Annotated in this window: 12 protein-coding genes, 1 tRNA gene, 1 pseudogene and 2 other annotated features; of the genes and pseudogenes, 9 read left to right on the top strand and 5 right to left on the bottom strand. The window is 45.1% G+C overall.

The window, feature by feature from the left end; translation table 11 throughout:
- Window positions 1-64 precede the first annotated feature (64 nt).
- Window positions 65-1216, top strand: coding sequence for a glycerate kinase family protein (locus IGI77_RS06885; protein ID WP_218213058.1), 1152 nt, complete (start codon window positions 65-67; stop codon window positions 1214-1216).
- A gap of 74 nt (window positions 1217-1290) precedes the next feature.
- Here the strand turns inward: IGI77_RS06885 and IGI77_RS06890 are convergent, their stop codons facing one another.
- A complete protein-coding gene (locus IGI77_RS06890) occupies window positions 1291-1629 on the bottom strand; it encodes a RidA family protein (protein ID WP_373192088.1) in 339 nt (112 codons plus the stop codon).
- A 267-nt stretch (window positions 1630-1896) separates the two neighbouring features.
- Here IGI77_RS06890 and IGI77_RS06895 point away from each other — a divergent pair, with 267 nt between their 5' ends.
- On the top strand, window positions 1897-4461 hold the full coding sequence (locus IGI77_RS06895; RefSeq protein ID WP_123833876.1) for an HAD-IC family P-type ATPase: 2565 nt from the start codon (window positions 1897-1899) through the stop codon (window positions 4459-4461).
- Window positions 4462-4477: 16 nt separating this feature from the next.
- On the opposite strand, the gene IGI77_RS06900 is transcribed toward IGI77_RS06895, so the two are convergent.
- A complete protein-coding gene (locus IGI77_RS06900) occupies window positions 4478-5929 on the bottom strand; it encodes a helix-turn-helix domain-containing protein (protein ID WP_438769766.1) in 1452 nt (483 codons plus the stop codon).
- Between the two features lie 862 nt (window positions 5930-6791).
- Window positions 6792-7004: a binding site (T-box leader), on the top strand.
- A 66-nt stretch (window positions 7005-7070) separates the two neighbouring features.
- Window positions 7071-7317 (top strand) — a binding site (T-box leader).
- A gap of 58 nt (window positions 7318-7375) precedes the next feature.
- Between IGI77_RS06900 and trpE the strand changes: the two genes are divergently transcribed.
- Genes trpE through trpA form a run of 7 tightly spaced genes read left to right on the top strand, consistent with a single transcriptional unit; the run spans window position 7376 to window position 13784 of the window.
- The gene (gene trpE / locus IGI77_RS06905) at window positions 7376-8782 is read left to right on the top strand and encodes an anthranilate synthase component I (RefSeq protein WP_438769767.1); all 1407 of its coding nucleotides are present in this window, start codon (window positions 7376-7378) and stop codon (window positions 8780-8782) included.
- Window positions 8763-9341, top strand: coding sequence for an aminodeoxychorismate/anthranilate synthase component II (locus IGI77_RS06910; RefSeq protein WP_422704389.1), 579 nt, complete (start codon window positions 8763-8765; stop codon window positions 9339-9341). Before trpE ends, IGI77_RS06910 begins: the two co-directional genes overlap by 20 nt.
- 16 nt (window positions 9342-9357) lie before the next feature.
- On the top strand, window positions 9358-10392 hold the full coding sequence (trpD, locus tag IGI77_RS06915) for an anthranilate phosphoribosyltransferase (RefSeq protein ID WP_270787575.1): 1035 nt from the start codon (window positions 9358-9360) through the stop codon (window positions 10390-10392).
- Between the two features lie 26 nt (window positions 10393-10418).
- A complete protein-coding gene (gene trpC, locus IGI77_RS06920; RefSeq protein ID WP_438712901.1) occupies window positions 10419-11177 on the top strand; it encodes an indole-3-glycerol phosphate synthase TrpC in 759 nt (252 codons plus the stop codon).
- Window positions 11174-11821 carry a phosphoribosylanthranilate isomerase gene (locus IGI77_RS06925; RefSeq protein WP_422704388.1) on the top strand — a complete coding sequence of 216 codons (648 nt, stop codon included), beginning with the start codon at window positions 11174-11176 and terminating at the stop codon, window positions 11819-11821. The genes trpC and IGI77_RS06925 overlap by 4 nt, the downstream gene beginning before the upstream one ends.
- Window positions 11818-13011 carry a tryptophan synthase subunit beta gene (gene trpB, locus IGI77_RS06930; RefSeq protein WP_438769768.1) on the top strand — a complete coding sequence of 398 codons (1194 nt, stop codon included), beginning with the start codon at window positions 11818-11820 and terminating at the stop codon, window positions 13009-13011. Before IGI77_RS06925 ends, trpB begins: the two co-directional genes overlap by 4 nt.
- Window positions 13008-13784, top strand: coding sequence for a tryptophan synthase subunit alpha (gene trpA, locus IGI77_RS06935; RefSeq protein ID WP_438769769.1), 777 nt, complete (start codon window positions 13008-13010; stop codon window positions 13782-13784). Before trpB ends, trpA begins: the two co-directional genes overlap by 4 nt.
- A 148-nt stretch (window positions 13785-13932) precedes the next feature.
- On the opposite strand, the pseudogene IGI77_RS06940 reads toward trpA, so the two are convergent.
- The 3 genes and pseudogenes from IGI77_RS06940 to IGI77_RS06950 form a co-directional block, all read right to left on the bottom strand.
- Window positions 13933-14178 (bottom strand): annotated as a pseudogene (locus IGI77_RS06940) (PhzF family phenazine biosynthesis protein); the annotation flags it as partial.
- Window positions 14179-14401: 223 nt separating this feature from the next.
- Window positions 14402-14475: transfer RNA gene (locus IGI77_RS06945), tRNA-Arg, on the bottom strand.
- 145 nt (window positions 14476-14620) lie between these two features.
- A complete protein-coding gene (locus IGI77_RS06950; RefSeq protein ID WP_438769770.1) occupies window positions 14621-15319 on the bottom strand; it encodes an O-methyltransferase in 699 nt (232 codons plus the stop codon).
- Window positions 15320-15778: the final 459 nt, after the last annotated feature.

Below are 15778 nucleotides of genomic sequence, written 5' to 3' on the forward strand. Positions count from 1 at the left end.
TTGATTATAAGGCGAAGTATTCCAACTTTTGGGAAAGAGATGATCGTAAATGAGAGGTAGAAAAATGAAAGTTGTAGCAGCGATCGATTCCTTCAAAGGAAGTGCCACATCCGCAGAACTAAATCAAGCGGTCTTAAGCGGGTTTTCAGACCAGTGGGAAACACGCAGTATCCCAATCGCTGATGGGGGAGAAGGGTCAATGGCAGCAGTCATTGCTGCGCTGGGAGGCAATTACGAAACGGTTTCAGTGACCGCTCCATTAGGCGGTAAGTTGCAAGCCCGTATGTTGGTCACCAAAATCAAGGAAGAAAAAATTGCCCTGATTGAATCTGCAGAAGTGATTGGGTTGCAACTCGTGGAACCTAGTGACGAGACCACCCGCAATAGCTCTTCTTTTGGTTTAGGCCAAATGGTCTTAGCAGCTTGCAGGCAAGGTGTGAAAAAAATTTACCTGACCCTTGGCGGTAGCGGCACTTCTGATGGGGGTGTAGGCTTTTTACTTGCGCTAGGAGCAACCATTCAAAGAAACGAGCGGATGGAAAACAATCCTTTGCTGCAAGCAGAATCTCTGGCGCTCAGCCAGTTGAACCCTCTGCTTGCACAAATTGACCTGTTTGCATTGGCCGATGTAACGAATCCCTATTTTGGCAATCAGGGATTTGCGCAGGTTTTTGGTCCGCAAAAAGGGGCATCCCAAGAAACGATCCAGCAGTTGGATCAGCAGGCAAAGCGCTTGGCTGAGCACATCAAGCGGACCACGGGGATCGATCTGGAAGTCCCTGGTGCTGGTGCGGCAGGTGGGCTTGGTGGTGCTGTTCGTTTGGCAGGTGGTCAATTGGTTCCTGGATTTGCGACGATCGCTTCATTGGTTGGGTTTGAGGAAAAAATCAAAGAAGCAGATTTGTTGATCACGGGTGAAGGACGCATCGATGGGCAAACCGCTGGGGGAAAAGTACCCTATGGCGTCGCGTTGCTCGCCCACAAACATCAGGTCCCGGTTGTTGCCATCTGCGGCTCCCGAAGCGACGATCTAGGAAAACTGCCGCAACTACTATCTGCCGTCTTTTGTATCCAGCAAGGTCCGATTTCGTTGACAGAAGCGATGGAGAAAAAGCGAACCTTAGTGAATGCTCAACAGACTGCTCAAGCCATCGCTGGTTTTGTGGAACAGTGGCAAAAAAAGACTGAATCAGACGCTTCAAATAGGACTGAATAAGAAGATAACACCAAAAAAACTTCGTATTGGCTACTGCCTTTTGTACGAAGTTTTTTTGGTGTTTTTCTCTGTGCTTAAGCCAAGGTAGCTTGTGCATCAATCTCTACTTTAAATTCAGGGGCAACCAAGCCGGCAACGATGACGAGACTCATGGCTGGTTTGTTTTCTGCCAAAATAGTTGTAAACGCCGTACGGACAGCAGCTAAGTAGGCAGCATCTGTTAAAAAGACGGTCATTTTGACCACTGATGACCAGGACAGTTGATTGGCTGATAGAAGCTGTTCGATCTTTTTCAAAACGATGGTTGTTTGCTCTTGCGGGGCCTCAGGTGTGGCTCCGTCTTGCGACGGCGTTTGACCAGAAATGAAAAGAAAAGGTCCTTGAGCGATTTTTGTATCGGTATAGATTGCCATTTCTTTGGCTCCTTTCGTCTATCTTGCCTTTGGATGATGGACAGATAGAAATTGATTGGGTGTGTCCTAGTTTACTTGATTCCACCTGCAAAAACAATCAACGGACGTTTTCAGTTGGTTGTGTGAAGCCACGCGACCAAGCCGCTCTTCCCCTTTAAGAAAAGCACTCATTTTTTTCAGGCCCCGCTGAAATTATCGCCAGAATTTTATGGTTTCAATGTCTTATACTATGTTCAGATCAAATAAATAAACAAGGAGGAAAAAAATATGAATTGGTACAAAAACACAACAGAAGAACTATTACACACATTGCAAACAACACGGCAGGGCCTTTCCTCCGAAGAACGCAACCAGCGTTTAGCAAAGCAAGGTGAAAATAAAATTACTGAGGCAGCGCAGATCCCCACATGGAAGAAAGTCGGCAAGCACTTTACCGACTTACTGATGTTGGTCTTGATCGTCGCAGCCGTCTTAAAAGGGATTTCTGGTGATTATATCGAAAGCGGCATTATTATGGCGGTCGTCGTCATCAATGGATTCGTCGGCTACTGGCAAGAGCGCAAAGCCCAAGAATCACTGGATGGATTGAAGCAGTTCATGGGGCAAGAAGCAACGATTTATGTTCACGGCCGCAAAAAGAAAATTGCTGTTTCTTCCTTAGTAAATGGAGATTTAGTCGTTTTAGGACCAGGAGATGTTGTACCAGCAGATATGCGCTTGATCGAAACCCATGATCTTGTGATTGAAGAGTCGATTTTAACTGGCGAATCTGAGCCTGTTCAAAAAATGACCGAGCCTATTACTCAAGAAAGTACAATTGGTGACCAGCGGAACATGGCGTTTTCTGGTACCCATGTAGAAAGCGGAACTGCCAGCGGGATCGTCGTTGAAACAGGCGACGATACACAAATCGGCCAGATTAATCAAGCAATTCAGTCTGTGAAAGCGCAAGAAACCCCGTTGATCAAAAAAATGAAGCAATTGAATCACCAAATCTTTAAAGGCATTATCGGATTAGTGGTTTTCTTGATCTTCTTTACTACCTTCCGCTACGGCTTTGATCTTGATCTCTTGTTCTCATCAGGTATCGCCTTAGTGGTAGCGATGATTCCTGAGGGCTTGCCAGCCGTGCTGACCATGATTTTATCGATGGGTGTCAAGGAAATGTCTGAGGAGCAAGCAATCATCAAAACGATGCCATCAGTGGAGACACTAGGTGCCATGACGGTGATTTGTTCAGACAAAACAGGAACCTTGACCAAAAATGAAATGACGGTCGTCGATGTTTTAGTTGAGTCAAACGTGGATAAAGCAACGGTGCTTGATATCATGGCAAATTGTCAAGACTTGAAGCAAGACGAAGGACAAAAGGCTGCGGATCTCGTTGGGAACCCAACCGAAAAAGCCTTGTTACAATACGCAGAATCAGCGCAGCAACCATTGCGTAAAACAGTCGATAAGATTCCTTTTAGTTCCTCTTACAAGTACATGGCAACACGCCATCAAAATCAAGAAGAGCCGAATGCCTCGGTAGTTTTTGTCAAAGGTGCGCCCGAAGTGTTGCTTGAGAAAAGCCAACTGACTTCAGATCAAAAGCAATGGTGGTTAGATGAAAGTGCAAAATTAGCAGCGAAAGGGCAGCGGCTGATCGGCTTTGCGCATCTGACGCTGTCGGCGCAGGAGTCCTTGTCCCACGAAGGGCTAACCAATTTAACCTTTGTCGGGATCGCTGGTATCATTGATCCTCCGAAAGACAGTGCCATCAAAGCGGTAAAAGAGTGCTTGCAAGCGGGCATCCAAGTCAAAATGATCACAGGAGACCATGGCAAGACCGCTCAAGCCATCGGCAAGCAAATTGGCTTGAAGCACACGAATCACGTGTTGGAAGGGCTAGAAATCGATCTATTGTCGGAGGAAGAATTGCAGCAAGCAGTTCAAAAGACAGACATCTTTGCTCGAACGACCCCTGAGCATAAATTACGGATCGTTAGTGCTTTGCAGGCGAATGAAGAGATCGTCGGAATGACCGGTGATGGCGTAAACGATGCACCAGCGCTGAAAAAAGCCGATATTGGGATCGCTATGGGGATCAAAGGCAGTGAAGTAACCAAGCAAGCAGCCGATATGGTTTTGGCAGACGATAATTTTCATACGATCGCCAATGCCGTCCGAGTGGGTCGTCGAATCTACGATAATTTGAAGAAAACCATCAACTTCTTCTTACCAACTGCGGTTGCTCAAGGATTGATCGTTATTGCGGCACTCTTGTTGAACCGACCACTGCCACTGACACCTGTCCAAATTTTATGGGTAAATATGGTGACAACGATCACGCTTTCTTACGCACTCGGTTTTGAAAAGGCAAGTGCGGATGTCATGAATCGACCACCACGGCCAATCAAAGAAGGCATCTTGTCTTGGTACAGCTTGTTCCGCATCTTCTACGTCTCGCTGTTGATCATGATTCCTTCTTACGTCTTAGCGGTTCAATTTGAGGGAACGGTCCTTCAGCAAAGCATGCTGCTACAAAGTATCGTCTTTGCCCAAGCGGTCTACTTGTTGAACTGTCGGGAGCTGGTCAAGCCAGCCTTGAATCGCCAACTGTTTGCCAACCGAGCGCTATTCGTTTCTCTTTCACTGCTGATCGTATTACAGGCAGCGATTTTCCTAACCCCTCTAGGACACCAGCTTTTAGGGATCGGTTCTTTGACCTTGATGCAGCAGTTGAGTATCGCTGCTAACGGCGCACTCCTTTTCGCAGTCGTTGAGGGTGAGAAATTTATTACGAATAAGCTGCAAGGACGGCAAAAAGCCGCTCCAGTGAAGCAGTAGCGGCAGCTTGATGATTCTAGCGATAGCTTAAATAATAGGTTTGGATGAGCTCAGTCACTTGATTGAGCTCATTTTTCGTTGGTACCATCGATAAGTAAAAAACTGGAACAGATACTTCCTCTAAAGGGAAATTTGAGAGAATAAAATCAACCTCGATTTCCGCCAACGCTTCTAGTTGACCAGGCTCGATCGCCGATAAAAGGATGCGGGCACCGAGGAAGTCATTCAATTCTTGCAGGAGGTAAGCTTTCCAAGCAGGCTCACCTTGGAAAACAAAATACCCTTTTGCGCGAATGGGATTGATCTGTAAAATCGCTTGTTGGATCAGTAAGGTGGTGGTTGACCATAATGGAAAACTCATTTCCGATTGACTGGCTGTTTGCTCTTCTAAAAAGTCATGGATCGTCGCTTCGATCGATAGCGAATAGGGTTGATTTAACCGTTGGATCTCGTGAAATTCGAGCCCGAACAGTTCTGAGAGCTTGGCTGACTCTTGCGATTTGATCAAAAGCAACAGTAGATTCTCAATCAGTTGTGTATCACTAGCTAAAGACAACTGCAACAAGCGGTCTAGTTTTCCAACAAAATGGGTCGTTTTCTGATAAATAGTTTTGTAGGATTCAAGAATTGCTTGGATCGTTGCGGACCAGTCGTTATTGTAGTTCCAACTTTCTAAGAAGCAGTAGAAGCTAAAGAAGTGTTCGCTGCATTCTAAATAAACGCCTTCTTTTTGATACAGCTGGCTTAATGGCTGTTGGAAAAGGCTATAAAGGGGATCGTCCCCCTGAAATTCAAAGGAATCGATACGGCAATTGGCTTTGATGCGAATCGTATTGATAAAAAACCAGCAGGTACCGTAGATTTGTTCCACTTCGATCTGCAGCTTGGCTTTTGCTAAGCGATCCAAGAAATGATAATAGTGGGACTCATGAATCGTATATTCCTCAAAAAAGTAATTGTTATGGGTGTATGGCAGTAACAGGCGATGAAAAAAAACACGGATGTTGATCTCACTTCCTTCAAAGCGGATCATGCGATTGGTGATCCGAATCCGCAACGAAAAATCAGTGAGACTTTTGTTTAATTTTGTCACATGTCGTCGCAAGGTCTCATAGGATGTCCCTGTTTGGTTAAGAATATCTTGCGTACGGAGTTCGCTGGAAAAAAGCAATGCTTTCATCAAAGAAACACCGATCGATTGAGGGAAAAACGTTTCCCAGAGCTGACTCATCAACAATGGCCCATCATGGGTCAGAGCAAAGCCACTACTGGCAGCTTCGATCTGCCAACCATCAGGCAATTGTTGGCGAATATAGGTTAGATCGGAAAAAACGGTTCGCTCCGTCGTATCGATCAATTTTGCTAGTTGCTTGGCAGTGATCATTTTGTGATTCGCCAGTTGTTCCAAGAGAAGGATCTGACGTAATAAATCCTTCTCCGTAATGATTTTTTTCATCATCCCATCCATGACAAAAACTTCCTTTCCGAGTCTTGAAGGTCAAAAGAGTCACATTGACTGTTTTGATGAAAGACAACTCTTTCGTGTTCTTTTTGATTTTATACGAAAAAGGCAAGTTTTGCTATTTCCAATTCACTGGATGATGTTTTTTTTTATTAAAAAAGATGGGATCGGCAACCTTCTGAGTAACTGTCTAAAGGAATGCGTTTGTTTTATGTGTTTTAACGGTTAGAGGTCTATCATGTGTTCGTATTTCTTCATACGCAAATACATAGAATAACTTTCTTTCGACAATTTTATTTTTGAGGAAAAAAGACTCTTTTTGCGAGAGGCGTAGAGTTTTCGATGGAGCGCAGAATTGATGATCCATTCAATTTCTGCTTGTTCTTCCTCGGATAATTCGACTTTTTTCTCATTGGATTGAATGAGAGAGTAAGTAAATTCTAAGCAGCTCATTTTATAAATAAAGGTGGAAAAATATAATTTGTCTATGTGCATTTAATCACCCTTTCTTACATTCGGTTCAATCATATAGAAGAATATTTCAAATAACAATTCTGTTTTTTCATGATGTTATGAAAATTTTGGATAAATGTCGATTTTTTGGCAAAATTATAGCAAAGCTTTCACTCTTTGATCTTCACGTAAGGGTTATAAAAAAACAAATATTATTTAAATAGAGTAGCAGCTATAATTAAATACGCTGAAAGAAGTGAAGGCGATTTTTGTCCAAAAGAATGTCTATTTATTTTGGTTAAGGCAACCCATTGTAGGTTGTTTTCTTGTATTGTCAAAAGGAGACAAAAAAGAAAATTCGCTTTTTTCTGTTGACAGATCAGCAAAAGCCACGTAATATAGCTACCAATAACTAGTAAAGACCAAACAAAAGAGAAGTATGAGGACGTTCGTCTTGCAGAGAGCTGATGGTGGTGTAAATCAGCAGATTGACGCTTCAGAAATGGACTTTTGTGTCGAAAGGCTGAAATCAGTAGGCTTTTTTCGGGATCTCCCGTTACAGAGAACGATCGTTGATAGACGATCTAGAGAACCAATTGAGGTGGCACCGTGAGTAATCGCCCTCATGCAGACGAATTTGTTTGCATGAGGGCTTTTTTGTTTTTCTTGCCCTTCAACCAATAGAAAAATAAACGTAAAATCAAACTAAGAGAAGTACTTGAGTCCTTTTTGGTTACAGAAAGTCGGCGGTGATGAGAGTCCGATACCAAGAAATCAAGGAAATGGCCTTAGCCGATCATTTTTTGAACCCTTTTTTGGCAGTAGGAAAATGCGGGAACTCCCGTTATAGAGGAAGACCGTTGTTAGACGGTTGATAGAGAAGAAGTTGCTTTTTTAGGCAACTTTCAATTGAGGTGGTACCGCGGTCATTCGCCCTCAAGCAGACGTTTTTATGATGTTTGCTTGAGGGCTTTTTGTTTACAAAGAAAGGAGCAGCTTATGTATCGAATGGAACGAATCAACAGCGATTGTTTGACACCTGTCTCAGTGTTTTTACGGATTCAAGGGGCGCATAAATGTTTACTGGAAAGTATTCCCAGAGAAGAAGATACGGGACGCTATTCGATCCTCACCTTTGATCCTGTTCAGAAACTAACCTTTAAGGATGGTGTTTTTCAAGTAGAGGATCTTTTGGAAAAAACGATCAACAAGTATCCCTGTCAGGACCCTTTAAAAGAAATGGAACGGTATGTAGTCAAAAAAGAAATCACCGCTTTATCGGATCTGCCGTTGCAAAGTGGGGCGATCGGGTATGCGGGCTATGATATCGCAGCTTGCTATGAAGACATTGGACAATTGCCAGCAGATGAATTGCAGGTGCCTGATATGGCCTTTTGGCTTTTTGAAACCTTTCTCGTTCTGGACCATCAAAGGGAAACCTTGACGATCATCCTTGAAAATTGCTACAGCCAAAGGGGGACCGCCGAGATGGAGCAGGTACTCCAAGCGGTGCAGCAGCAATTAAGGACACCAGTCGCAGCTGAGACCCGTGGGTTATCGAATGAAAAGCTGCATTTTACAAGTAATGTTACTCAACATGCCTATGAAATGATCGTTCGTGAGGCAAAAGCCCGAATTACGGCAGGGGATATGTTTCAAGTGGTTCCTTCCCAACGTCTGCAAGCAGCATTTACGCAAGATCCTTTTGACTATTACCGAAAACTGCGAGTGACGAATCCGTCTGCCTACCTCTATTATCTTGATTTCGATCACGGATTCAAAGTGATCGGCAGTTCACCTGAAAGCTTGATTCGGGTTCAAGGAACAACGATCACCACAAATCCAATCGCTGGTACCCGCAAACGAGGGGCAACCAAAGCAGAAGACGAAGCTTTGGCGGCGGAACTATTAGCAGATGAAAAAGAACGTGCAGAGCACCAAATGCTGATCGATCTGGGGCGCAATGATTTGGGCCGAATCGCTGAACATGGCACGGTTCATGTTCCTTTATACATGGTGATTGAGAAATACCGCTATGTCATGCATATCGTTTCGGTTGTGGCTGCCAAGCGCAGAGCAGGTGTGACGGCAATGGATGCCTTGAAAGCAACCCTGCCAGCAGGCACGGTCAGCGGGGCACCAAAGATTCGTTCCATGACTCGCATCTATCAATGGGAAGCTGTTCGAAGAGGGGTCTATGCGGGAGCTGTTGGGTATTTTTCTCGAAACGATCAAGCGGATTTTGCCATCGGGATTCGGACAATGGTTTTGAAAGACGCGATCGCTTATGTCCAGGCAGGGGCGGGTGTCGTTTATGATTCTGATCCCTCATCTGAATACCACGAAACCTTACACAAAGCCAAAGCACTATTGGAGGTGTCAGCCAATGATCTTACTCGTCGATAACTATGATTCGTTTACTTACAATCTTCTCCAGCTCTGTCCAGAAGAAACAGTCGTCTTGCGAAATGATGATCCAGACCTTTTCCTTGTTGCTGAAGAAGCAGATGCCATCATTTTTTCCCCAGGACCAGGACGTCCCGCAGAGGCAGGATTCATGATTCCTTTGATCAAAACACACCATGATAGCAAGCCGCTTTTAGGGATCTGCTTAGGTCATCAAGCCATTGGAGAAGCGTTTGGTGCCAAAGTGGTCCAAGCACCAGCCATTATGCACGGCAAGCAATCGAGCCTTACGTATCAGAAAAAAGGCGTATTCGAAACCTACCTAGGAGACATGACTGTCATGCGCTATCACTCGCTGGTCATTGAGCCAGCGACCCTTCCTGCACAATTTGAGGTATTGGCTGAAATAAAAGGGATCATCATGGCGATCCAGCATCGACAAAAGCCGATCGTAGGACTCCAATTCCACCCTGAATCAATGGGGACAAACGAAGGGGCGTTTTTTATCCAACGGTTTCTTGAACTCATTCCAGAAAACTCAGCAAAAAGCAGCAAATGAAAAAGGAGGAACATTTATGGAAGCAGTCAAAATACAGCAGCCGCAGCAAATCACCCAGCAGCTTTTTAATGGCAGTCATTTAAGTTATCAGGAGATGCGCCACTTTGCTCAAGGAATTTTAAGCGGGATGTTTTCAGAAAGTCAATTGGGGGCAGCGTTAGTTGCGATGAAGATCAACGGCATCACAGCCGCCGAATTGACCGCTTTAGCGGAAATCATGTTAGAGCATGCCGTTGCGATCCCTTATGAAGGAGGAGACGCCATGGACAATTGCGGTACTGGCGGCGATCACTCCAATAGTTTTAATGTCTCCACTACGGCGGCCTTCGTGTTAGCAGCTGGGGGAATCACGATGGCAAAACACGGCAATCGCAGTATCTCTAGTCGTTCAGGCAGTGCCGATGTCTTAGCCTGCTTGGGGGTATCGATCCAAGCATCACCAGAAAAAATCGCTGAGCTATTAACGACTGTCGGCATCGCGTTTCTCTTCGCTCCCTCGTTGCATCCCGGCATGAAAGCAGTGATGAAGATACGGCAAGAATTAGCGACGCCAACGATTTTTAATCTATTAGGCCCCTTGATCAATCCTGTTCCGTTGACTACGCAACTGATTGGGACTTACGCAGGCGAGAGCTTGGCCGACACCGCTCAGGCGTTAGGCAGTCTTGGTCGGCAAAGAGCAATGGTGATCCATGGATGCAATGGAATGGATGAAGCCAATTTGGCAGGTGAAACTGCGATCAGCTTTTATCAAGGAGGAGAGGTAGCCAATTTTTCTTTGGATCCACAAGCGTACGGCTTTACGCCAGCGCCGATCGAGGCGATCGTCGGCGGGGATGCCGCTCAAAATGCGGCGATCTTAACTGCGGTGTTGAAAAATCAACCCTCCGTTTATCTAGAAACGGTGGTCTTAAATGCAGGGTTAGGCTTTTACGCTAACGGCAAAGCCACCACGCTAGCAGAAGGGTTTGCGATGGCACGGGCGTGTATCGCTTCGGGTGCCGCCTATGACAAACTGCAGGTGTTGATCCGCCAGTCAAATAGCCAATAACTACGAAAGCTGTTAGGAGGAGAATCATGGATTTTTTAGAAACGATCATCCAGAAAAAAGTTAAAGAAGTTGCCGCGATGCCACAAGAAACCGAAAAGGTCGTAGCGAAACGCCCATCATTTTATCAGCAAGTCAAGGAACGACCACAAAAGATGCACCTCATTGCTGAAATCAAGCGAGCTTCACCTTCAAAAGGAGACATTAATCAAGCGATCGACCCAGTCACGCAAGCGCAAGCTTATGAAGCCGCGGGTGTCAGCGGGATTTCCGTTTTGACCGACCAGCAATTTTTCAAAGGCTCGCTGGCAGATCTTGAAGCAGTCAGTAAGGCTGTTTCGGTGCCTATACTATGCAAAGACTTCATTATCGACAAAAAACAATTGATTCGCGCCAAGAATGCAGGTGCCAGTATCGTTTTATTGATCGTGGCTGCGTTAGAGCCAGCCCGTTTCGTCGCGCTGTATCAAGAAGCCGAAGCACTAGGGTTGGAAGTACTCGTTGAGACTCATAATGCGGCTGAATTTCAACAAGCCCAAGCATTAGGTGCCAAAATCATCGGCGTCAACAATCGTGACCTAAAAACTTTTGACGTTTCCTTGGATATCAGTGTTGCTTTAGCACCTCAGCCATCAGAGGCGGTTTATATCAGTGAATCTGGTATTCGAACTGCCGCAGATGTGCTGCAGCTTGCACCGTTTTATCATGGAGTCCTCGTTGGAGAAACGTTGATGAGAAGCCATCGAATTGCTGAAACAGCGGCAGATTTGCAGGTGAGCCGTCGATGACCAAAGTGAAAATTTGCGGACTCACCGAACGCCTGCATGTCGAAACTGCCATCAATGCAGGAGCAGATTACCTTGGCTTTGTTTTTGCCGAAAGCCGTCGGAGAATCGATCCGACCCAAGTCCGCAAGATAACGGAGCAAGTACCCGAAAATGTAGGGAAAGTCGGGGTTTTCGTTTCTCCAAGTGTTGAAGAAGTGCAAGCGGCAATTCAAGTCGCCCAACTAACAGCGATTCAGCTCCATGGAAAGGTTCTGCCATCTTTGCAAACAGCCATTCAGAAGGGCGTTTTTGCTCATCAAAAGATCGCAGTGATCCAAGCCTTTGATGGAGAAGCAGAAACTTTAAAGCAAGATTTCCTGAGCTGCGATGCAGATTTTGGTTTATTGGACGCTCCAGTAAGAGATCACCCTTATGCTGGCGGCAACGGCCAGTCCTTTGATTGGCAAAAAGCGGCGAGAGAACCGTTGCCGTTGTCTGAGCGATTTTTTATTGCTGGCGGGTTGCACGCGGAAAATGTAGAAGAGGCGATCCAGCTTTTTAGGCCTTATGCTGTCGATGTTTCTTCAGGCGTTGAAACCCAGGGCAAGAAAGACAGTCGGAAAATCGAACAATTTATTCATTTAGTAAAGGAGAAAAAAAGATGACTCAGTATCCCACAAAAACAGGATTTTATGGTTCTTTTGGCGGACAGTTTGTGCCAGAGACATTGATGTATGCAGTCAAGCAATTGGAAACTGTCTATCGTGAAGCACAAACGGACGCAAATTTTCAAGCTGAATTACAGGAATATTTACAAGAGTATGTAGGAAGAGAGACCCCCCTTTATCATGCCCAGCGCTTGTCACAACACTTAGGCGGTGCCAAAATTTATCTGAAGCGAGAAGATTTGAATCATACGGGTGCCCATAAAATCAATAATGCACTTGGCCAAGTCTTATTAGCAAAACGGATGGGGAAAAAGAAAGTGGTAGCAGAGACCGGTGCTGGGCAGCATGGCGTCGCCACAGCAACTGCGGCCGCGTTGTTCGGTATGGAATGCACGATTTTTATGGGCGCGGTAGATGTTCAGCGGCAAGCACTAAACGTCTTTCGAATGGAATTGTTGGGAGCAAAAGTGGTTTCAGTCACATCAGGCAATCAGACATTGAAAGATGCTGTCAATGAAGCGCTGCGCTACTGGGTCGCAACCGTCGAGGACACTCATTACGTGATGGGTTCGGTACTCGGTCCGCATCCTTTTCCAGAGATCGTTCGAGATTTTCAAAGTGTGATTGGGAGTGAGACACGGCGGCAACTATTAGAAAAAGAAGGACAACTGCCAACGACAGTCGTTGCTTGTGTTGGCGGCGGCAGCAATGCGATGGGAATGTTTTACCCTTTCGTCAATGATCAAACCGTTCGTTTGATTGGCGTTGAAGCAGCTGGAAAAGGCGTGGATACTACCGAGCATGCGGCGACTTTGACGAAAGGCAGTATCGGTATTTTACATGGTACCAAAATGCATTTGCTGCAAGACGATGATGGGCAAGTGATTGAACCCTATTCGATTTCAGCTGGTTTGGATTATCCAGGGGTCGGTCCCGAGCATTCTTATTTGAAGGAAATTGCACGTGCGGAGTATTTCGCGGTCACTGATGAAGAAGCTGTTGACGCCTTTTATCTCTTGTCTCAAATCGAAGGCATTATTCCCGCTTTGGAAAGTGCTCATGCCGTTGCCTATGCTTTAAAGTTAGCGCCAACGATGACAGCAGAAGAACGCTTAGTGATCTGTTTGTCTGGGCGAGGGGACAAAGATGTTCAACAAATCAAAGATCGGAAAGGGGAAGCGAAATGACCAGCAAAACATTGACGATGAAACTAAAAGAGCGCCAAAAACAAGGCAAGCCTTTGTTTGTACCTTATATCATGGCGGGTGCCAACGGACTGGAACGCCTGCCAGCAGAAATCGAACTGTTAACGACACATGGCGCAGCCGCCATTGAAATCGGCGTGCCCTTTTCAGACCCAGTCGCAGATGGAGCGGTCATCCAAGCAGCTGGAATGCAGGCATTAGCCAATGGCACCACTTTAAAAAAGATCATTGCTGCGCTGCAAACGATCCATTCTGAGGTTCCACTGGTATTGATGGGGTATGCCAATTCATTCTACCATTATGGGATTGAACAGTTAGCAAATGAGTTAAAAACGACAAATGTGAAAGGGTTGATTATTCCAGATTTGCCTTTTGAACATCGATCGCTAGTAACGCCTACGTTTGATGCGGCGGATCTCGCGCTGCTCACACTGGTCTCTTTGACCAGTCCTCCAGACAGAATTCAGACGCTGATCGAAGAAGCGGAAGGATTCGTTTATGCTGTGACAGTGAACGGTGTCACTGGAGAAGATCGCCAATACAACGAACAGCTCGATCAGCATTTGCAAGCCATTTCGGAAAAAAGTCCGATTCCAGTACTAGCTGGCTTCGGGGTCTCGACCCACGCAGACGTGCAGCGTTTTGCCAAAGTGTGCGATGGGGTAGTGATCGGTTCAAAAATCGTAGCAGCCTTACAGAACGAGCCACTGCCTAAAGTCAGTGAGTTGTTAGCAGAACTTGTTGGTATTTCATAGAAAATCAAGGTGAAGGAAAGAACCCGAGTTGGGTTCTTTTTTTTATGAGAAAACTAGTATTCGAGATACTGATGGGCTGCTATGGAAAAAGAACACGATGTGTGAAGAGGAAAAAAGGCTGATGGAAGATCAGCCTAAATTGTTGTGATTATGCCAGTGTATCGGTGTCGATGGTGACTGTCTCGCAAAAATGCCCTCTGCCCCCAACATAAACACGTTGGATTTCCTTTCGCGAGGACGTAGCTAGTTTGACAAAGATTTCAGAAGGTTCGCCTAAATTGCTGCCTTGTTCAAAGCGATACACTTCTTTTTCAAGGGAACATTTTTGATGCAAGAAGCAAGCCAAAGCGGCATTGGAAGTACCTGTGGCAGATTCTTCATTGATGTCAAACAGCTAATAATAGAATAAACACGGAAACGATGATGCCAATGAAAGAAATTTGCTGAAGATTGAAGCGGATGGGAAGCGATCGTTTGATTTCTTTTGATGAGGAAGGGAACAGGCTATTGATTATTCACCAAATTGCTATGGCAAAAAATCTAAATCAATTTGGCACACATTTGGCACAAGAACAAACAAAAACCGCCAAGAACAAGGGTTCTCGACGGTTAAATAACGTTCCAGGAGGGATTCGAACCCCCGACCGTTCGCTTAGAAGGCGAATGCTCTATCCGGCTGAGCTACTGGAACAAATAATTTTCAGCGAATGCTCACTTCGCCTAAGCTGTTGAAATCAATCAGCAACAAATAACATTATAGAAAAAGGGCGCAGCAATGTCAATCTCTTTTCGCCCTTTTCTTATTTTTTCTTTGAAAAAAGGAAGCGCAGCTGCCCTCAACCTTTCTCAGGTTCCTCAAGGATTACGCTATCTGCTTCTTTCGTAATGAGAATCACGCCATCTCCTAAAGGGACGAGGGTGGAGGTCAGCTGAGGATGGTTCATCACGGTATCCAAGAAAAGATTCAACTTGCGATGGATCGCTCGCTGGTTGCGAGGGATGTCTTCGATGGGTTGTAGAATCGTTCCAGCTTGGAACACGTCATCCACCATCAACACGCCACCTTTGCGTAACAGACGTAGACATTCTGGCAAAAATTCAATGTATTTCGATTTGGCACTGTCCATGAAGATAAAATCATAAGGCCCACTCAATGTAGGCAGGACATCTGCCGCTTGTCCTTCTAAAAGCGTGATTTTGTCTTCATTTCCTAAGCGAGCATAGGTTTCTTTGGCTTTGCGGATCATGACGTCAAAGCGATCGATCGTTGTGACATGCACCTCTTTCACACATTGCGCCATCAAGCTTGAAGAAAAACCGATCGCTGTGCCGATCTCAAGGATTTCTTTTGGCTGAAGCTGTCCCAATAAAAACTGCAAAAAGACCACAGTTTCATGTGGGATGATTGGCACTTCTTTTTCATGAGCGGCTTGCTCGATTTCACCAAGTTCGCCGGGTAATTGTTTTTGTTTTTCACGCATAAACGCCACTAGTTCTGGTTTGACTACTGGACGATGCATCATTTCGTTGCGCATCTTCATCCTCCTCATTTATCGCTGCCCCTTATTATACGAATAACTCACCTTAAGTTCAATCTTTTCGAGTCTTTGGAACAACAAAAAAACCAGTCATACGACTGGCAGGATAAAGGGGTGAAAAATATTTTTGGGATATTTCTATCATAACGGTGTTATGTGGAGGTTTGGTTAAAATCCTGTGAAGATCTCGTCAGGTTCTGCTTAAATTTTCATCAAGGAAGAAAAGCAACCCATCATCAGGGCGAAAACGAATTTTTTATCGAAATATTCAGAAAATTCAGGGAAAAGTGTTGACAGAGGAACCTGCTGTTTGGTATCTTCATAACAAGATAAAAAAAGTGATAGGTGACGACGATGGATAAACGATTGAAACAAACAGCTGCATTTTTATTATTATTATCGTAAGGACTCTTTTTCTATGACCCGCCTTTTTAAGGCATCATTTGAAGAGTCCTA

It is taken from the genome of Enterococcus sp. DIV0213h (assembly GCF_051711285.1).
In the GTDB taxonomy this organism is placed as follows: domain Bacteria; phylum Bacillota; class Bacilli; order Lactobacillales; family Enterococcaceae; genus Enterococcus_D; species Enterococcus_D casseliflavus.

Excerpts from the sequence above, each read along its gene's own strand:
- IGI77_RS06910 (WP_422704389.1), top strand. The coding sequence starts at position 8,763 with ATGATCTTACTCGTCGATAACTATGATTCGTTTACTTACAATCTTCTC.
- IGI77_RS06885 (WP_218213058.1), top strand. The coding sequence starts at position 65 with ATGAAAGTTGTAGCAGCGATCGATTCCTTCAAAGGAAGTGCCACATCC.
- trpE (WP_438769767.1), top strand. The coding sequence starts at position 7,376 with ATGTATCGAATGGAACGAATCAACAGCGATTGTTTGACACCTGTCTCA.
- trpC (WP_438712901.1), top strand. The coding sequence starts at position 10,419 with ATGGATTTTTTAGAAACGATCATCCAGAAAAAAGTTAAAGAAGTTGCC.
- trpA (WP_438769769.1), top strand. The coding sequence starts at position 13,008 with ATGACCAGCAAAACATTGACGATGAAACTAAAAGAGCGCCAAAAACAA.
- IGI77_RS06925 (WP_422704388.1), top strand. The coding sequence starts at position 11,174 with ATGACCAAAGTGAAAATTTGCGGACTCACCGAACGCCTGCATGTCGAA.
- IGI77_RS06950 (WP_438769770.1), bottom strand. The coding sequence starts at position 15,319 with ATGCGCAACGAAATGATGCATCGTCCAGTAGTCAAACCAGAACTAGTG.
- IGI77_RS06900 (WP_438769766.1), bottom strand. The coding sequence starts at position 5,929 with ATGGATGGGATGATGAAAAAAATCATTACGGAGAAGGATTTATTACGT.
- trpD (WP_270787575.1), top strand. The coding sequence starts at position 9,358 with ATGGAAGCAGTCAAAATACAGCAGCCGCAGCAAATCACCCAGCAGCTT.
- trpB (WP_438769768.1), top strand. The coding sequence starts at position 11,818 with ATGACTCAGTATCCCACAAAAACAGGATTTTATGGTTCTTTTGGCGGA.
- IGI77_RS06890 (WP_373192088.1), bottom strand. The coding sequence starts at position 1,629 with ATGGCAATCTATACCGATACAAAAATCGCTCAAGGACCTTTTCTTTTC.
- IGI77_RS06895 (WP_123833876.1), top strand. The coding sequence starts at position 1,897 with ATGAATTGGTACAAAAACACAACAGAAGAACTATTACACACATTGCAA.